The organism is Limnobacter sp. UBA7229 (genome assembly GCF_002473065.1).
Taxonomy (GTDB): Bacteria; Pseudomonadota; Gammaproteobacteria; order Burkholderiales; family Burkholderiaceae_B; genus Limnobacter; species Limnobacter profundi.
In genome coordinates this window covers 113,898-129,854 of the sequence record NZ_DKTN01000023.1, presented here as the reverse complement: position 1 = coordinate 129,854, position 15,957 = coordinate 113,898, and the positions used below count along the sequence as shown (strand labels likewise).

16 protein-coding genes are annotated in these 15,957 nt (G+C 51.2%); 3 read left to right on the top strand and 13 right to left on the bottom strand.

Annotated elements, in window-relative coordinates; translation table 11 throughout:
• Nucleotides 1-28: 28 nt before the first annotated feature.
• The 8 genes from B4C79_RS14745 to asd all read right to left on the bottom strand — a co-directional run bounded on the left by B4C79_RS14745 (nucleotide 29) and on the right by asd (nucleotide 6,973).
• Nucleotides 29-442, bottom strand: coding sequence for a hypothetical protein (locus tag B4C79_RS14745; RefSeq protein ID WP_171099234.1), 414 nt, complete (start codon nucleotides 440-442; stop codon nucleotides 29-31).
• Between the two features lie 225 nt (nucleotides 443-667).
• Complete coding sequence (locus B4C79_RS14740; protein WP_171099236.1) at nucleotides 668-2,095, bottom strand: ABC1 kinase family protein; 1,428 nt, start codon at nucleotides 2,093-2,095, stop codon at nucleotides 668-670.
• Between the two features lie 110 nt (nucleotides 2,096-2,205).
• Nucleotides 2,206-3,531 (bottom strand): DUF1329 domain-containing protein, encoded by a 1,326-nt coding sequence (locus tag B4C79_RS14735; protein ID WP_291739585.1) that lies wholly within the window; start codon nucleotides 3,529-3,531, stop codon nucleotides 2,206-2,208.
• A 39-nt stretch (nucleotides 3,532-3,570) separates the two neighbouring features.
• A complete protein-coding gene (locus B4C79_RS14730; RefSeq protein WP_105029199.1) occupies nucleotides 3,571-4,443 on the bottom strand; it encodes a class I SAM-dependent methyltransferase in 873 nt (290 codons plus the stop codon).
• Nucleotides 4,444-4,451: 8 nt separating this feature from the next.
• The gene (locus B4C79_RS14725; protein ID WP_105029200.1) at nucleotides 4,452-4,832 is read right to left on the bottom strand and encodes a DUF2237 family protein; all 381 of its coding nucleotides are present in this window, start codon (nucleotides 4,830-4,832) and stop codon (nucleotides 4,452-4,454) included.
• Nucleotides 4,833-4,835: 3 nt separating this feature from the next.
• Nucleotides 4,836-5,285 (bottom strand): hotdog fold thioesterase, encoded by a 450-nt coding sequence (locus tag B4C79_RS14720; protein WP_291739584.1) that lies wholly within the window; start codon nucleotides 5,283-5,285, stop codon nucleotides 4,836-4,838.
• Nucleotides 5,286-5,336: 51 nt separating this feature from the next.
• Nucleotides 5,337-6,080, bottom strand: a complete 744-nt coding sequence (locus tag B4C79_RS14715; RefSeq protein ID WP_291739583.1) for a fused MFS/spermidine synthase — start codon at nucleotides 6,078-6,080, stop codon at nucleotides 5,337-5,339.
• Between the two features lie 20 nt (nucleotides 6,081-6,100).
• Nucleotides 6,101-6,973, bottom strand: a complete 873-nt coding sequence (gene asd, locus B4C79_RS14710; RefSeq protein WP_240605719.1) for an archaetidylserine decarboxylase — start codon at nucleotides 6,971-6,973, stop codon at nucleotides 6,101-6,103.
• A gap of 62 nt (nucleotides 6,974-7,035) precedes the next feature.
• On the opposite strand from asd, the gene B4C79_RS14705 reads away from it, so the two are divergent.
• On the top strand, nucleotides 7,036-8,709 hold the full coding sequence (locus B4C79_RS14705) for an aminotransferase class III-fold pyridoxal phosphate-dependent enzyme (protein WP_291739582.1): 1,674 nt from the start codon (nucleotides 7,036-7,038) through the stop codon (nucleotides 8,707-8,709).
• Here the strand turns inward: B4C79_RS14705 and B4C79_RS14700 are convergent.
• The 4 genes from B4C79_RS14700 to B4C79_RS14685 form a co-directional block, all read right to left on the bottom strand.
• On the bottom strand, nucleotides 8,646-9,278 hold the full coding sequence (locus B4C79_RS14700) for a hypothetical protein (RefSeq protein ID WP_275270771.1): 633 nt from the start codon (nucleotides 9,276-9,278) through the stop codon (nucleotides 8,646-8,648). The genes B4C79_RS14705 and B4C79_RS14700 overlap by 64 nt on opposite strands.
• A 599-nt stretch (nucleotides 9,279-9,877) precedes the next feature.
• Complete coding sequence (locus B4C79_RS14695) at nucleotides 9,878-11,041, bottom strand: acyl-CoA dehydrogenase family protein (RefSeq protein ID WP_008250888.1); 1,164 nt, start codon at nucleotides 11,039-11,041, stop codon at nucleotides 9,878-9,880.
• A 27-nt stretch (nucleotides 11,042-11,068) separates the two neighbouring features.
• Nucleotides 11,069-11,839, bottom strand: a complete 771-nt coding sequence (locus B4C79_RS14690) for an SDR family NAD(P)-dependent oxidoreductase (RefSeq protein ID WP_040513195.1) — start codon at nucleotides 11,837-11,839, stop codon at nucleotides 11,069-11,071.
• A gap of 129 nt (nucleotides 11,840-11,968) precedes the next feature.
• Nucleotides 11,969-12,865, bottom strand: a complete 897-nt coding sequence (locus B4C79_RS14685; protein ID WP_171099256.1) for a LysR family transcriptional regulator — start codon at nucleotides 12,863-12,865, stop codon at nucleotides 11,969-11,971.
• A 114-nt stretch (nucleotides 12,866-12,979) separates the two neighbouring features.
• On the opposite strand from B4C79_RS14685, the gene B4C79_RS14680 reads away from it, so the two are divergent.
• Nucleotides 12,980-13,942 carry a sodium-dependent bicarbonate transport family permease gene (locus tag B4C79_RS14680; protein ID WP_171099258.1) on the top strand — a complete coding sequence of 321 codons (963 nt, stop codon included), beginning with the start codon at nucleotides 12,980-12,982 and terminating at the stop codon, nucleotides 13,940-13,942.
• Between the two features lie 93 nt (nucleotides 13,943-14,035).
• Nucleotides 14,036-14,533: a hypothetical protein gene (locus B4C79_RS14675; protein WP_008250898.1), complete on the top strand. Its 498-nt coding sequence runs from the start codon at nucleotides 14,036-14,038 to the stop codon at nucleotides 14,531-14,533.
• A 438-nt stretch (nucleotides 14,534-14,971) separates the two neighbouring features.
• On the opposite strand, the gene B4C79_RS14670 is transcribed toward B4C79_RS14675, so the two are convergent.
• Nucleotides 14,972-15,904, bottom strand: a complete 933-nt coding sequence (locus B4C79_RS14670) for a LysR family transcriptional regulator (RefSeq protein WP_291739428.1) — start codon at nucleotides 15,902-15,904, stop codon at nucleotides 14,972-14,974.
• Nucleotides 15,905-15,957: the final 53 nt, after the last annotated feature.

The window sequence follows — 15,957 nt, the reverse complement described above, 5'->3', positions numbered from 1 at the left end:
TGTGAATGACTTAGATTGTCTGTCTAGGTCAAATCAATTTGTTGAACTGGGGCATGCAGTGTCGAACCAAGGTCATTGTGAGCAAATCATTCAGTTGATCGTCTGTGGCCTTGTCGGACAAAAAGTGAAGCCCAGCGAAGGAAGCCCATGTTGCCTCGGATACTCTGAATGGAGTGTCCTGAATAATCAGGATTTGTGTGCCTGCCGCATACATGTCGAGCAAAGTGTTTTGAATCAGGGCACTTGACCGTTGAAAGCTGGCACGAACAACCACAACTCCCACACCTAGATTCTCAGCGGCCAACGCAAGTTCTTTGCCGGTTTGACGGGGTAAAACCTCGTGTTGACCCCATACTTTTTGGGCGAACACACAAATTTTGTCCAACAACTGTTTGTTGGGTTCCAGTACCACCACACCGATTGAGTCTTGCGCTGTTGACATCCTGTTCGCCTTTTTGTCTAGGACAACTTTAATCATTTGATCACAAGCCGATGGATAGAGCAATGCAAATTACTCTATATGCTCAATAAAGATAATCAATATGCAGTGCGATAACCATTAACGCACATTTAGAGCGCTCTAAGACGCAAAGGTTCCTGCTGTTTTTGTTTCAAAACAGAGTTTCAGTTGACAATTCCGGACAAAGAAAACTGGCTTGATTCGAACTTAATTCAAATCCAAATAAGGTTTCAGCAACGCATGCAGGCGCAGTTCAGCTCGCAGGGTTTTCAGGGTAACCAGCACCCCACCGATACGGCGGTGCAAAAAAATGATCTCCTGAGGGGGTATCTTGAAATGCTTGGACATCATTTTCAAGGCTGCAGTTTGACCAACCCTGGCTGGCAAATCGGTGTCGCCAAATCGGTAAGCACCGCCCGGTGTATAAAGCCGATCGGGCACCATGGGGTCAAATGGTTTGCGAAACGGCTCTACTATCAGTTCGGTCAAATCGCCAAACCCTTCCAGAAAAGACTGGGGGGTACTGGCATCCATCAATCCAATGTCCAGAACACCCCGGGCCACTTCTTGCCTGTCGGCTTGAAGGGATCCCCGAACAATGCGCCCATAGCTTTCAACAAAAGATTTGTCGAAAGGACGGGTTGCACCAAAGTCGAGCGTTACGATCTGATCGTTCTCACCATCGGGATCAATACGAACCCGGTAATTTCCGAAATGAGGATCGGTCTGAACCAGATTCCATTCAAAAAACTCGGTGACAAACAGTTCGGCAAAGCTTTGAGCCAAAGCATTTCTGCGGCTTTGCGACAAGGCCTGAACTTCTTTGGAAGAAACGGAATACCCAGGCTCATAGCGTGTTGTCAGCACACGTTGGGCACAAAATTCGGGGTACACCTTGGGCACAATAAAACGTGGGTTATCAGCCAGCCTGTCGTAAAACGTCTCGGTGAATTCCCGCTCCTGGACATAATCGCATTCACGCACAAGCATATCGCGCAGTTCATTGAACACATCGGTCAAATCAAGCGCTTTGGGAGCCAGGCGAGTCGCGGAAATCAAGCGCGACAAGGTGCGTATGTCAGTGTCAATGGCGTTGGCCACACCCGGGTACTGAATCTTGACCACAACCTGCTCACCAGTGGCTTTGAGGGTGGCCAGGTGAGCCTGCCCCAAGGATGCAGCAGCAATTGGCTTTCGCTGAATGTCGAGCTTTGCAATTGTTCTTTCACCGAGCGCGTCAATCAATTGCGGTTCAACAAACGACCAACTAACTGCGGGAGTGTTGTCTTGAAGTGTGGCCAAGACCTCCACAGCCTCTTCAGGCAAAAAATATTGCCCATACAGCGAGAGCATCTGCCCGGCCTTCATGACGCTGCCTTTCAAACGACCCAGTTCATCGGCCAGTTCTTTGGCTTGGGCGCGGTAAAAATTTCGATTGGCTTCGTCTTTGGATTCGCCACGGCGAAAGAAATTACGCACCGTGTGGCCTGCAATTTTTGCACCGGCACCTACACCCATCCGTGTCAAGGCTACGTTGCGTTCAAAGGCGCCGGTTTTAATGCGGTCCATGGTGCTGCCATCGGCATCAGCCTTGGCATGGGCTTCTGCGTTGTCCGGTTTGTCCTGCTCAGCCATGCTGCGAAAGGTCCTTGCGAATACAAAGTAAGTTGGGCGACATTGTAGTGGTTGGTCGCCCTGTACTGATGAAAAAGCACTCTAAATTGCCAGTGCAGTTTCACACAAAGTTAGCGCATCAATTTACGCAGTGCAGCGGGCGTAAATTCGCCGGCTTTTACTGGCACGTTGAACTCTGTGGCAGGTTCTTCATTCTGGAATGCACTGAATACCGATTTGCGTGCATTCAAGTCATGTTGCACTTCCCCAGAGGTATACAAGCCGGGCGCATCGTAGGCCTGCATCAAATACAACATTTTGACGCGCCACAGTTCACCCTTGGTGTCGTACTGGTCCATCAAGGCTACATACCAGCTGTCTTCATCCACATACATGGTGCGCTTGGAGTAGATGTGTTCTGCGCCCTGCTTCAATGTGCCTTCAATCACCCACACCCTGTGCAGTTCAAACCGGGTCAACTCTGGCTTCAAAAAAGCATCGTTGATCATGTTGTCGTACTTCAGGCTTTTGTCGCTCAGTTTGTAATTGTTATAAGGAATGTACATCTCGCGCTTGCCCTGCAACTTCCACTCAAAACGCTCTGGCGAACCGTTGAATCCGTATATATCGTCGACAGTGCGCAAAGCATCGGTGTTTCCGGCCGGGGCGGCATGCACCAGTTCAGGTGCGCGCAATACACGCCGCTGGCCTGAATTCACGATCCAGGCATTGCGGGCATCTTCTTTAAAATTGAGGGTATCGAGCACCAACAACGCTTCGCCTGATTGTGCTGAAGGCTTGGTAGATTCGCCGATCAGTGCAAACAAGAGCGTGCTGCCTGCCTTGCCGATCGCTGGCGCCCACGCAATGGTTTGGCTGCTGGCAAATGTAATCGGCTTGCTGCCATTGCCTGCCACAAACCCTGCGGTGTGAGACCTTAAAGTTTGTGCTGGGCGACGAAGCAAAGTGTTCCAGACCGCCTCAAGGCCATTTTTTGGCTGAGGGAAAGGCACACTGGTGGATTGAATACCTTCAACGGCCAGGCCACCATGCGCCAGCCTGGCTTTGCCAGCCTCCGTGCTGATGCTCGTCATCATCTCGGAGGAAAAAGCCGCAGTGCGATGCGTTTTATAAACAGGAATGCTGTAGTTTGGGTAGCGTTTAATCAGTGCAATTTGCCCGGCAGGCAAAAATTTCTCATGTTGAGCCAAATTACTTTGGTTCACCACGAACAATGGTTTTTCACCTGCAAATGGGTCAACGTAGCCCTTCTTGGGATCAAACCCGGCTGGCGCTTTGGTAAGCCCGCCAGTCCACTCAGGAATGGTACCGGCCGCATTGCCGGCTATTTCAGCGCCCAAGGCGTTCGCTGAACCGGTTTGGGCGATGGCAACGGTGCCGCTCAGGGCAAGCCACATTGCCGAGGCCACTACGCCTCGCAATAATTCAAATCGCATGTTGTCTCCTGCTGGTGGTTCTGCTTTCTTGTTCTAGGTCTACTTTACCGCACTGGCGGGGCGTGCAAACAGGATGCGGCAAAAGTCTGCACCTTTGCCCGAACACGCGGGTATTTGCGCTGCAAAGTCGCTGGGCTTAAGCACTTGGCAAGCCATGCCCAGTTCCTCCATGGCCAATTGCAAATGACCTGCTGTTTCAAAATGCAGGTGCACTTTGCCCCGAACAAAAATACCAAGGCCTGCAACGAAAGCTTGTGCCAAAGGGTCTGAGTTTTGGGCCTGCAAATGAATGTCGGAAAGATAAGCCCCCTGCTGAAACTGCGCCAAAGTTGAAGAAATTCTGGTCCACAGGTTCAGCACGGAGTCTTTGTCAAAATAATTCAGCAGTCCTTCAGTCACCACCGCCAAGCCTTGGCTGGTATCCAACTGCATGGCCAAACCATCCAGGCTGTGTGCACCCTGTTCTGCAAAAGCATCGACAACTTTGATGTGGTGATTCGGGCAGGCCCTTAGGCGCGTGGCCAGCAATTTTTTCTTCTGAGCGACCATGCCCGGCAGGTCAGCTTCAATGTAGGTAATTTTGTCGCCGTAACGTTCAACAAAACGACTTCCGCGTGGCGACAAACCTGCTGCGATTTCAATAATTTGAGTGACTTTGCCTGACTCAATCAGTTCAGTCAGGTGGTGATCGATCAGATCGTGCCGGGCCAACAAAAAATCTTCGAGTGTTGGGCCACCGAAACTTCTGGACACAAACATGGAAGGAGCCAGCGCCAAGTGCAGCGCGCTGGCAGGCATGGATTTCAATTCAGGAATAGATCGACCTGTGGTTTGCCAAACCTGCCCCGTGTACAAGGCCGTGGGGCTTATGCGGGCCGCAGACAGCCACTGCGAGGCAAGTTTTTTAACCATGAGATCCTTTAAACAATCGAATGTTCAAGCAGGGTTTCCAGGGGAATTATTTCCAAGGCTGTTTGGTTGGTGCCTTCCAGGTAAACAGGTGGTGCAACATCGGCCTCATAGGCCTCCAGCCAACGGCTGGCACACACGCACCAGCGATCGCCAGGCTTTAAGCCCGCAAATCGATACTGGGGCATGGGGCTAATGAGATCGTTGCCCATGCGCAACTGGAACTCCAGAAACTCTTGAGTGACTTTGGCACATACCACATGGCGACCTAAATCGTTGGGCCCGGTGCTGCAACAACCATCCCGCATAAAGCCGGTGAGAGGCGCATAGGAGCAGGCGAGCAAGGGCCCACCGAGAACATTTTTATCTTGTTTCACAGTAACTTTGGACATGAATTATTTTGAACCGGGAACAGGCACAACGGCCATGGTGAGTCGGGAAATACAGCTGAGCTTTCCGCTGTCATCATGCAGCTCAATATTCCACACTTGAGAACTTTTGCCGGCATGCCACAGTTTGGCGGTACCTGTTACTTTGCCGCTTCTAACGCCGCGCAAATGGTTGGCGTTGACTTCTTGCCCTACGCAATAAAATTGACTGTTGTCGACCAGCAAATTGGCGCCAATACTGCCCAGGGTTTCAGCCAACAGCACATTTGCTCCGCCGTGAACCAGACCAAAGGGCTGGAATGTGCGGGTGTCTGCGGGCATGGTGCCGCGAATGTAGTCGGGCCCCACTTCGGTGATTTCGATGCCCAAAGCCTCACAGGCTGTGTTTTTACACATGGCATTCATGTTTTCCAGATTGGGCTTGGAAAACCAGATGGAATGTTGATCTTTTTGCATGGCTGCGATGTCTCTGTAAGTTTAATTTGTGTCCTATTTTAGGCATGCAATTTAAACTTTGGGACAAGCCTCGATGAGTTTGGCCACTGTATTAGACAAATTTAGGGCAGTTTCATCTTTTAGGCGTTGGCAATTGGCATACAAGTCAGCCAGGTTTGAGGAAAAACCAGCGCCCACATGGGCCAGTGCAATCACGTTGCCACTGGCGCAAGGTGCCAAAGCCGTTGCATGCCCATCGAAGGCATCCAGCAAGCGCTGCTTGCTTTGGGTGGAATCTTTTTGGTTGCTTAAAAGATTGGCGACCAAGTACCCCTGCTCACTCAACAAGGCCTTGCAGTTCAGGTAAAACGCTGTGGAATTCAAGGGGCCCACTTTGGCCTTGCCATCGAAACCATCCACCATGATCAAATCGAATTGCCGGGAATTGCGGCTTACTGCGTTGGCCATGTAGTCGGCGCCGCAATTCACTTCGATCTGAAAGTTTGGGGAAAACGGCGGCAGCTTGAAATGCATTTGCGCAGCGGCAACCACGGCAGGCGATATTTCCACCACGGTAATTTTGCAAGCGGGCCTGTGCTTGTGTAAAAACTTGGGCAAAGCCCCCACTCCAAGGCCGATGAACAAGGCCGTACGTGGCCAGCTTGAATCGGGATTGAATAGCAATGGGGCCATCATTTCACGCGTGTATTCAAGCTCGAGCGCATAGGGCCTTGCAATGCGCATGGCCCCTTGCACCCAGTCACTGCCAAAATGAAGTTGGCGAACGCCCTTTTCTTCGCTGATCAATATGTCCATAGGGCGCAAGAATAACCGAATTATTCAAACAGGGCTTGCCCCATGAACAATCGGCTTCCTTCACTTAAGCCCTCGACAAGATTCCAGTGTGGTGGCACCAACAACACAATCGTAGAACCGTGCTCAAACCACCCCAGTTCCTCTCCCTTGTGAATGGGTGCGTGAGTGCGAACACGTTGAGGCCCGCGGTCGGTTTGATTGAATACACGGCCAGTGCAATGCAAACGAATGCCCGCCACCAGAATTGCCGCCACCGGCACAATGGCGAATGGTTCACCTTGCGCGGTTTTACCGCTTAACACCGCACGTTCGTTTTTACAAAACAGTTTTTCTACCCGCTTCAGTGCCACCGGGTTCACGTTCCAGGTGTCGCCGTGAATGTAATCCACCTGCTCCACCACCCCATCAATTGGCGAATGCATTCGGTGGTACATGCTGGCTGTAATCCGGATGGTGAGGTATCGATGCCCATGAAACTTCATGGCCAGCACTGGGTCTACCAGCAATTCTTCAATGGCGTACGGAAAGCCTTTCACCTGAAGCAGGCTGCCGTCCTCCACCAGGCCATGGGCGCCCAGAATTCCATCGCAAGGGCTGGTGCCCAAGGCACTGGTAGCCACGGGCCGCATACCCGGCTTCAATGCACGGGTAAAACAATCGTGAATGGAATTGAATTGCTGCTTTTGCGCCTCGTGCAGGTTTAAATCGGCAAATTGGCGCCACAACCACAAGGCTGGCTGGGCAAACCACGGGTGTTTAATTTTGCTCACCTTGCCCATCAACCAGGAACTGAACAAACGAGGGATTCGATTGGTCAGCATGAAGTTGGCACTTTCCTGCAACTGAATGCGGGACGCCTGATGCGCAGAATGTGCCTGTGTGTTTTTTTGCAATTTAATCAGCCTGTCACCGAGATGGCGTACAACCTTACCTGTTGTATTTGACAGAAATGTGTATGAACCTTGACAGCTTGACTTTACTGATTGGCGCCAGCGCCAGTGCCTACCTTGTATTCAAAGCGCACCGCCGACTTCAATTGTCGCGTGCAAAACACCCCGGCTTAAGCGGCCATGTGCGAATGGCCAAGCGCGTATCGAGACTGATACCGCATTACAACCTGGAAGGTGATTCGTTTTTCAACTGTGACGGTGCCAACGATGCGCTCGTTGAGAGGCGCCGTAAAGGTTTCCAGAATTTGTCCCAAGACCTGTTGGGGCGCGCGCCACAGGGAAAACGTTTGCTGGAACAGGCGATCAGCAGCATTTCCGATGCACAGTTTACTCACAAATACCGCGTTCCCTTCCAATTCAGAAATATGGTCAACGAGAATTTGTTGCCTGCACTTTTTCTGAGCAAATCAGAGGGAGTTCATCTGTGGGACATCGATGGCAATGCGTACATCGACGTGACCGGTGCCTATGGCACCAACCTGCTTGGCTACGACACTTACAAAAGTTTTATCCGCCAGGCGGCCATCGACATGGACCCATTGGGGCCAGTGCTTGGCCCCTATCACCCGGTGGTGCTGGACAACACGCGCAGAATTTTAGCCCTGGCCGGTCAGGATGAAATTTCATACCACATGAGCGGAACCGAAGCAGTGATGCAGGCCGTGCGCCTTGCGCAATACCACACCGGTCGCCAACGCATAGTACGTTTTGCGGGTGCCTACCATGGCTGGTGGGGCGATGTACAACCCGGCGTGGGCAACCCTGTAAGCGCAGATAGAACGTTGACGCTACAAGAAATGAGCCAACGCACACTGCATGTACTGGCCACCCGAAAAGACATTGCCTGCGTATTGGTAAACCCATTGCAGGCCTTACACCCCAACACAAATGCACCCGGTGATTCAGCCTTGATCAGCAGTGGCCGTAAAGCGGGATACGACAAAGAGGCTTATACCCAATGGTTAAAACAGCTTCGACAGGTGTGTACAGAGAATGGCATTGTGTTGATTCTTGATGAGGTTTTTTTGGGTTTCCGCCTGGCCAAAGGTGGCGCACAAGATTATTTTGGGGTGCGTGCCGACATGGTGACCTATGGCAAAACACTGGGCGGCGGATTGCCTGTGGGCGTTTTGTGCGGCAAAGCCCAGTTGATGAAGCGCTACCGCAACAACAAACCAGCAGACATCTGCTTTGCACGGGGTACATTCAATTCACACCCTTACGTGATGCAAACCATGAACCTGTTTCTAAGGCACATTGACGGTGTTGAAATAGAACGGATGTATCAAAACGTAGACACGACCTGGAACACTCGACGCGCAGCTTTGAACAAACGGCTGACTGAGCTGGAGTTGCCGGTTGAAGTGCAAAACATGACTTCAATTTTCACCATTCTGTACAACACCCCATCGCGATTTAACTGGATGTTTCAGTTTTATCTTTTACAAGCTGGCGTGATGCTAAGCTGGGTGGGTTCGGGCCGAATGATTTTCAGCCACAACTACACGGATGCAGATTTCGATGTGTTCTGCGACCGCTTTATTCAAGCGGCCCGCTGCATGCAAGCCGATGGCTGGTGGGACACCAGCGAGGCTTGCAACAGCAACAAGAAAATTCAGCGACGTGTGCTCAGTGAAACCTGGCGTGCCTTGACATCGTCCATGGGATCAATCAACTGACCTTTGAGAAGATAGAAAGGCGATTTGTAATAAATCTTCACGTCATGGAATGGGTCGGTGATAATTTTCAAGGCCCAGACCAAACCTGTTTCAATGTCACGGATGAAGAACAGGTGAATGGTTCTGAACACCAAACCACCCAATCCTAGCCACAACCACGACTCACCTACACTGCGCACAAAGCTGGTCATGTCTGCACCAGTAGGCGGCAATCCAAACGTAGACGGGCTGAACCAGATCAACACTGGCAAGGCACCCCAAATGCTCAGCAAAATGACTTTGCGACGCAGGTTGTAACCCACCTTGATGTCTTCCTTGTGATCGTGCGTGGCATCGTTCACATAATCGTAGGTTTTGGGTTCGAAAAAAAAGTGCCCAATTTGACGGCTGGTCATGGCCACCAACCACGCCACGAGGGCTGCAGACACAGGGTCAATAAACAGCAACACATAGCCAAACAGGAATGACAGCGCGCTCAGCAAGTGCAGGCTTTGATTGATACGGCTGTGGTGATAGTAGCGGTGGTCGTCCCAGCGCTGTTCGTGCAAAGTCTCGAAGATTTTTTTCATTTAGGCGATACAAGGAAGTGTTGAAAAAGTACTAACTTCCCTTTATGCCAGTGTGATGTTGCGGTTTTGTGTCGAATCATCGCAATTGTCTTCTCAACCAGCGCGAATCCCAATCATTCGCCAGAAAACCTGTTGACCCCTTATTGAAATTCACCCTGACTCACCTCGCTCGGCAAAAAAGCGGGCCGAGTCTCGGTGCCGGCCATTGGCCGACCGTGGCGGATGAATTCAAACGGGCAGGTTTTCTTGAAGGCGAGGCGATTGGGACATCGCTGCTGATTGAGCGTGAACATCACAGGTGACCAATTGCACACTAGCGCGCTGATTGGCCGGAGTGTGTTCGCTAACGTCGGTGAATTAGCCAACTCGGCAGTGGGTTAGCCTGTTCCGAACATAGAGAAAACCGCCCCATTTGAATTCGTTTGCTGCGTTCGGCTGCAAGCCGACACAGACCTCGGCCATGTTTTTTGCCGAGGTCTGTGAGCAAGAATTAATTCAAAAAGGGACTAAGCGGTTTTCAGTGAGGAATCAGGCAACCCCGTCGAGTTGGCGATGAATTGACAGCCCGACGAGTTGGCGATGAATTGGCCACCGTCGATTTATCGACCGAGTTCGCCTCTCGCAATCACTTCCTTCATGATTTCCGACGTGCCCGCATAAATGGTTTGCACCCGTGCATCGGTGAAGAATCGCGAAATTGGATATTCCTCGGTGTAGCCATAGCCGCCAAACAGCTGCAGGCATTCGTGCGTCAATTTCACCTGCAACTCAGTGGACATCAATTTCAAAATAGAGGCTTCTTCAGTGGTCATCGCACCCAATTTGAACCGCGCTTCACACTGCTTCAAGTACGCTTTGGTCAGTTCAAGTTGCGCGCGCAGTTCCGCCATTTTGAATCGGGTATTTTGAAACTGGGCAATGGTGCTGCCAAACGCCTTGCGCTGGGTCACATAGTCCGCAGTAATGGCCATGGCACCTTCACAGGCACCCACCGCTTGTGAACCCAAGCCAAGACGCTCGCGTGGCAATTCCTGCATCAAGTAAATGAAGCCCTTGTTTTCTTCGCCCAGCAAGGCGTTGGCAGGCACACGCAGATTGTCAAAAAACAGCTCCGCCGTGTCGTTGGAATGTTGACCCATTTTCTTGATGCCCTTGCCTTTCTTGAAGCCAGGCAAGCTGCTGTCCACCAAAAACAGACTGATGCCCTTGGCACCTTTGCTGGTGTCTGTTTTTGCGGCCAATACGATCAGGCCACAATGCAAACCATTCGTAATGAAAGTTTTTGAGCCATTGATCACCCACTCGTCGCCATCGCGAACAGCATTGGTTCGCATGCCAGCCAAGTCGCTGCCAGCGCCGGGTTCAGTCATGCCGATTGAACCGACGATTTCGCCTGTGACCATGCGGGGCAACCACTGCGCCTTCTGCTCAGCCGTACCCAGGTTGTTGATGTAAGGCATCACAATGTTGGCGTGCACGTTCAGCGCCGTGCTCAGTGAATGCAAATTCAAACGGCAGGTTTCTTCAAGAATCATCAGGGCTACTTCGAATGGTGCACCGGCTGCGCCAAATTCTTCGGGCATGTCAGGGCCCAACATGCCGGCGGCACCCAGCATCAGCCAGGTTTCCTTGGGCATCCAGCCCTCTTTCTCCCACTGGTCGTAATGCGGAATCACTTCTTTTTCAAGACAGCGCAACAGCATGTCCCGAAACAAGGTGATGTCTTCATTTTCAGCCATTTTGAATTGGTCTGCTGTACCCATGATGATTCCCTTTTTCAGATGCTTCTATTACTTCGCCTGCATGCGGATGCTGCCATCAATGCGGATGGTTTCACCGTTCAGGTAATTGTTTTCTACAATGCTGACGCAAAGGCGGCCGTATTCGGCAGGAGCGCCAAAACGCTTGGGATTTTGAACCATGGCAATCAGCGGTTGACGGTATTCTTCGGAAACGCCCTGCATCATCGGTGTATCGAAAATGCCTGGGGCAATCGTCATGACCCGAATGCCATAACGACCCAAATCGCGGGCCATGGGCAAGGTCATGCCAACCACACCACCCTTGCTGGCTGAGTAGGCCGCTTGGCCGGTTTGGCCGTCAAATGCAGCAACAGACGCCGTGTTGATAATGACGCCGCGCTGGCCGTCTTCATCGGGTGCGTTCTTGGCCATGGCTTCAGCGGCCAGGCTTGCAATGTTGAAGGTACCAATCAGGTTGATGTTGATGGTTTTTGCGAAAGCTTCCAAAGGCAGTGCCTTGCTGTCGCGGTCCAGCGTTTTACCAGCGGTGCCCACGCCCGCACAATTCACTGCGATGTGAATGGCGCCAAACGCAGCCATGGTTGCATCAATACCCGCACGGGCTGAACCCGCATCGGCAACGTTCACTTTCTGAAAAATCACTTTGCCGGGGTGTGCGGCTTGCGCGGCCTTACCCGCCTCTTCGTTCATGTCGAACACGGCCACTTTCGCACCGGCAGCCACGAATTGTTCGACTGTTGACAAACCCAAGCCAGACGCACCACCGGTTACCACTGCCACCAAGTTATTCAGATTCATTGAAAAGTCTCCAAAACTGCTGTTTTTATGAAATAAATACTCCATTACCCGGAAGGTTAACGCAGAAAAGACCTGCACGGTGGAGGATGAATTCGAACGAACGTTCGTTTTTAATTTTTGATAAGAATTTCAACGCCCTTTCTTTAAATCTACATTTAAATAACGCCAGAAATCGGCAGCCACCGGCGAAGGTCGCTTGCCGTTGGGCCGCACCGTGTACCAGTTCGCGTGAATGGGAAAACTTTGCACATTCAATATTTGAAGGCCATCGGTCGCCGAACCAGCATTTAAAGCGTGTTCTGACAAAACTGCCAAACCCATACCGCCTTGCACAGCCTGTTTTATGGCCTCATTGCTGCCCAGTTCGAGCCGCACCGTGGGCTCGAAACCCAGGCTTTCAAAATGAGAATCGCACGCCAGGCGGGTTCCTGAACCCCTTTCCCGCAAAATAAACGGGGAGCGCGCCAATTCGGTGTGCTTGATACGCTTGCGCTGGGTTAAGGGGTGCTCAGCGGGTGCAACCACCTGCAAAGAATTGGTCATGAAAGCCCGGGCCTCCACGTCGAGATTGGCGGGCGGTTTGGACATGATGTAGAGATCATCCAGATTGTGCTCAAGCCTCTGAATAACGCCATTGCGGTTCAACACCTCCAGGGCAATTTCCACCTCTGGGTACTTTGCACAAAAGTCGCCCAGCAAGCGCGGCACAAAGTACTCAGCCGTGCTCACTACAGCCACGGTGAGCTTGCCGCGCCTGAAGCCTTTGATGTCATCAATACGCTGCTGAAAGCCTTCAAGTTCAGCCAGCATGGCGCGCGCTGTTGTTTCCAGCTCAAGGCCGGCGGGTGTCAGGTAGACCGCTTTGCCGATGACCTCGTACAAAGGCAAACCCACCGATTCGGCCAGCTCCTTCATTTGCATGGACACCGTGGGTTGGGTGACATGAAAATGCCGCGCAACCGCCGTGATGCTTTTAAATCGGGCCAACGCTGTGAACAGGTGAAGTTGCCTGAGGGTCAGGTTCATGCTTAAAAGCCTCGCTATTACATAACCTTTTGATGATGATATTTTCTTTTTTTCTGATTTTACATGATTGTTCATTGTGAATAGCATGGGCGCACTTTCAACATCCCGTGCATCATGAATAACTTCACCGACCCCGCCATTCTGTTCTTCCTCCTGGGTATCTTCAGCGGACTAGTCAAGTCCAATCTTGAAATTCCGGCACAGGTCAGTCGGTTCCTTTCCCTGTACCTGCTGATGGCCCTTGGCCTGAAAGGCGGCTTTGCCCTGCATGACTCGGGATTCAATACGCAAGTGCTGGGTGGTTTGGGAAGTGCTGTTGTACTGGCTGTTCTGGTGCCTTTGATCAGCTACCCAATCTTGAAGCGCTGCATTTCCGCTTTTGATGCAGCCGCGATTGCAGCCACCTATGGCTCGGTCAGCGCAGTTACTTTCATTACCGCTGTGCAGTTTCTGGAAAAATCTGACATTGCCTACGGTGGGCACATGGCTGCCGCCATGGCTTTGATGGAATCGCCCGCCATTATTCTGGCAGTGCTGTTTGCCAACATGGCGCGCAAACAGGGCCAAGGCGTCAATCCAAACGCGGTGCCCGGAAAAGGCTTTGCCCACTTGCTACAAGAATCGTTCACCGAAGGTGCACAACTGTTATTGTTAGGTGCCATGCTGATTGGCTACATGAGTGGCGCTGAGGGCAAACAGGCCATGCAACCCTTCACTGGCGACTTGTTCAAAGGAATGCTGGCTTTCTTCCTGCTCGACATGGGTTTGACCACAGCCAAACACCTTCCAAAATTAAAATCGGTCTCGCGCTGGATGATTGCTTACGCAGTGATCGCACCCATTGCACACGCCACCCTGGCCTGGCTTTTGGCCAAGGCCACAGGCGCCAGTGTGGGCGACACGGCTTTGCTGATGGTGCTGGCCGCCAGTGCTTCTTATATTGCTGTTCCTGCGGTGGTGAGTTATGCGATCCCCGAGGCAAACCCCAGCCTTTATGTGGGGCTTTCGCTGGGCATTACCTTTCCGTTAAATATTTTAGTGGGTATACCGGTATACGTTCAGTTGGCGGGCTGGTAAGCGGGCTAATCACAATGAGTGAATAGAAATCACTGAATTTGAACTCCCATGGTCGCTGGCTTACGCTTTTGCTCTTGATTTCATGGAGCCAACATGCCAACCAAAGCCATTTGTCATTATTTTCATCGAGATATCATCATTCCCACGCTCAAAACAATGAATATGGGAGGCGAAAATATCTCTGAACTATTACTTGGAACAGCATTGGTTGAAAGCCGATTAACCTGGCGAAAACAGATGGGAAATGGACCGGCCCGCGGCTTGTATCAAATGGAAATGGCAACGCATGACGACATTTGGAACAATTATCTCAGCTATCGTAAACCTCTTGCCGACAAGGTGTTGCAATTCAAAACAAGCCACAAAGCCAACTCGGAAGAGGAGCTTATTAACAACGATCTGTATGCAACAGCCATGGCACGCATACATTACGCCCGAGTGAAAGAAGCAATCCCTGCCACGGGAGACATTGTAGGCATGGCCAATTACTGGAAAAAATACTACAACACGATTTTAGGCAAAGGATTCCCCGACAAATATGTTGAGGTGTGGAATCAAACGGTGGGGGAGCTGGTTTGTGATGTTAAATAAATTCGTAGCTCTCACAATATTAGGTAGCACACAGATACCTTCACTTTCGGCCGAGCAAATTCAGTTTATCGAGGGCCCTACAATTTATATTTCTGAAACGAACGGCCTGAAGGTCAATCAAGATGCCCACACCACTTTTGAGTCTTTTGTCAGAAACTGGTCGCAGTTTGAAATACTGATCGATAAAAACCTTTTTCCAATCAAAGCACCCAATTGCAAACAAACAATTCAGCTCCGGTTCAAAGGCATCGAACCAATAAAAAACGAAACTAACCAAGTTCAAAAATCTCGATGGGAATTACTGGAGCGACTAAGAACAAACAATATTGAAGACACAACTCCAGTGTTCCTAAAGATTGACACTAGGCACTACATCAACAGGTCGGCCAACGGAAAATATACCCTTGAATATTGCAACGTATTTGTGGAATAAGTTTTCTAGTCATCACCCAACAACTCAATTCCATCGAGTTCACGGGCGCACACTTCACGCATCACCGCCACAAAATCAGCGGTGTAGTGCTTACCGGCAATCGCTTTGGGCAAAGCTGCGTACAAGGTTGACATCAAACCCTTTCTACCCAAAGGCACCTGGGCCACATAACCGCGGTCCACATAGCCTTTCACCGCCCAGGCTGGCAAGGCTGAAAGCCCGCGTTTGCTGGCCACCAATTGCAACAGCGCCACGGTCAGTTCACTGCTGCGGCGCTTTACCTGCACACCAGCTGGGGTTAAAAAGTGCTTGATCACGTCCAGCATGTCGTCGGGTACCGGGTAGGTCAGCAAGGTTTCACCAGCGAAATCAGTGGGCTTTAAATAAGCACGTTTGGCCAGCTTTGAATCCACAGGCACCAGGCCAACCATTTCAAACCGGAATAGCGGGAAGGAAACAATGCCCTCTTCCTCGCAAAGCTCGGACACAATTGCCAGTTCCGCATCGCCCTTGTGCAGCAGCCCCACCGGGTCGGCATGAAAACCGGAAACAATGTCCAGTTCCACTTCTGGCCACCGGTTACGGTACACGTCCATTGATGGCATCAGCCAGTCAAAGCAGGTGTGGCATTCAACGGCCACACGCAGTGGGCCGCCTGCCCCCTGCTTCATTTGTAGAATATCCAGTTCGGCCTGGTCAACCTGCCCCAGCACCTGGCCTGCAAGCTGCAATAGTCGTTGCCCAACAACACTGAATCGGCTTTGGCCGCCTTGCTTGTACACCAGTTCTTCGCCGAACCAGTCTTCCAGCGCCTTGACTTGATGCGACACCGCACTTTGGGTAATGCACAGCACATCGGCCGCACGGCTAAGGCTGCCGGTTTGTTCAATGGCCTGTAGGGTACGCAGGTGGCGCAATTCCAGAATACTTTTTGACATGAATTATATTCACTATTTTCGATAATATTATTCGTTTGAATAATACTCTGTTT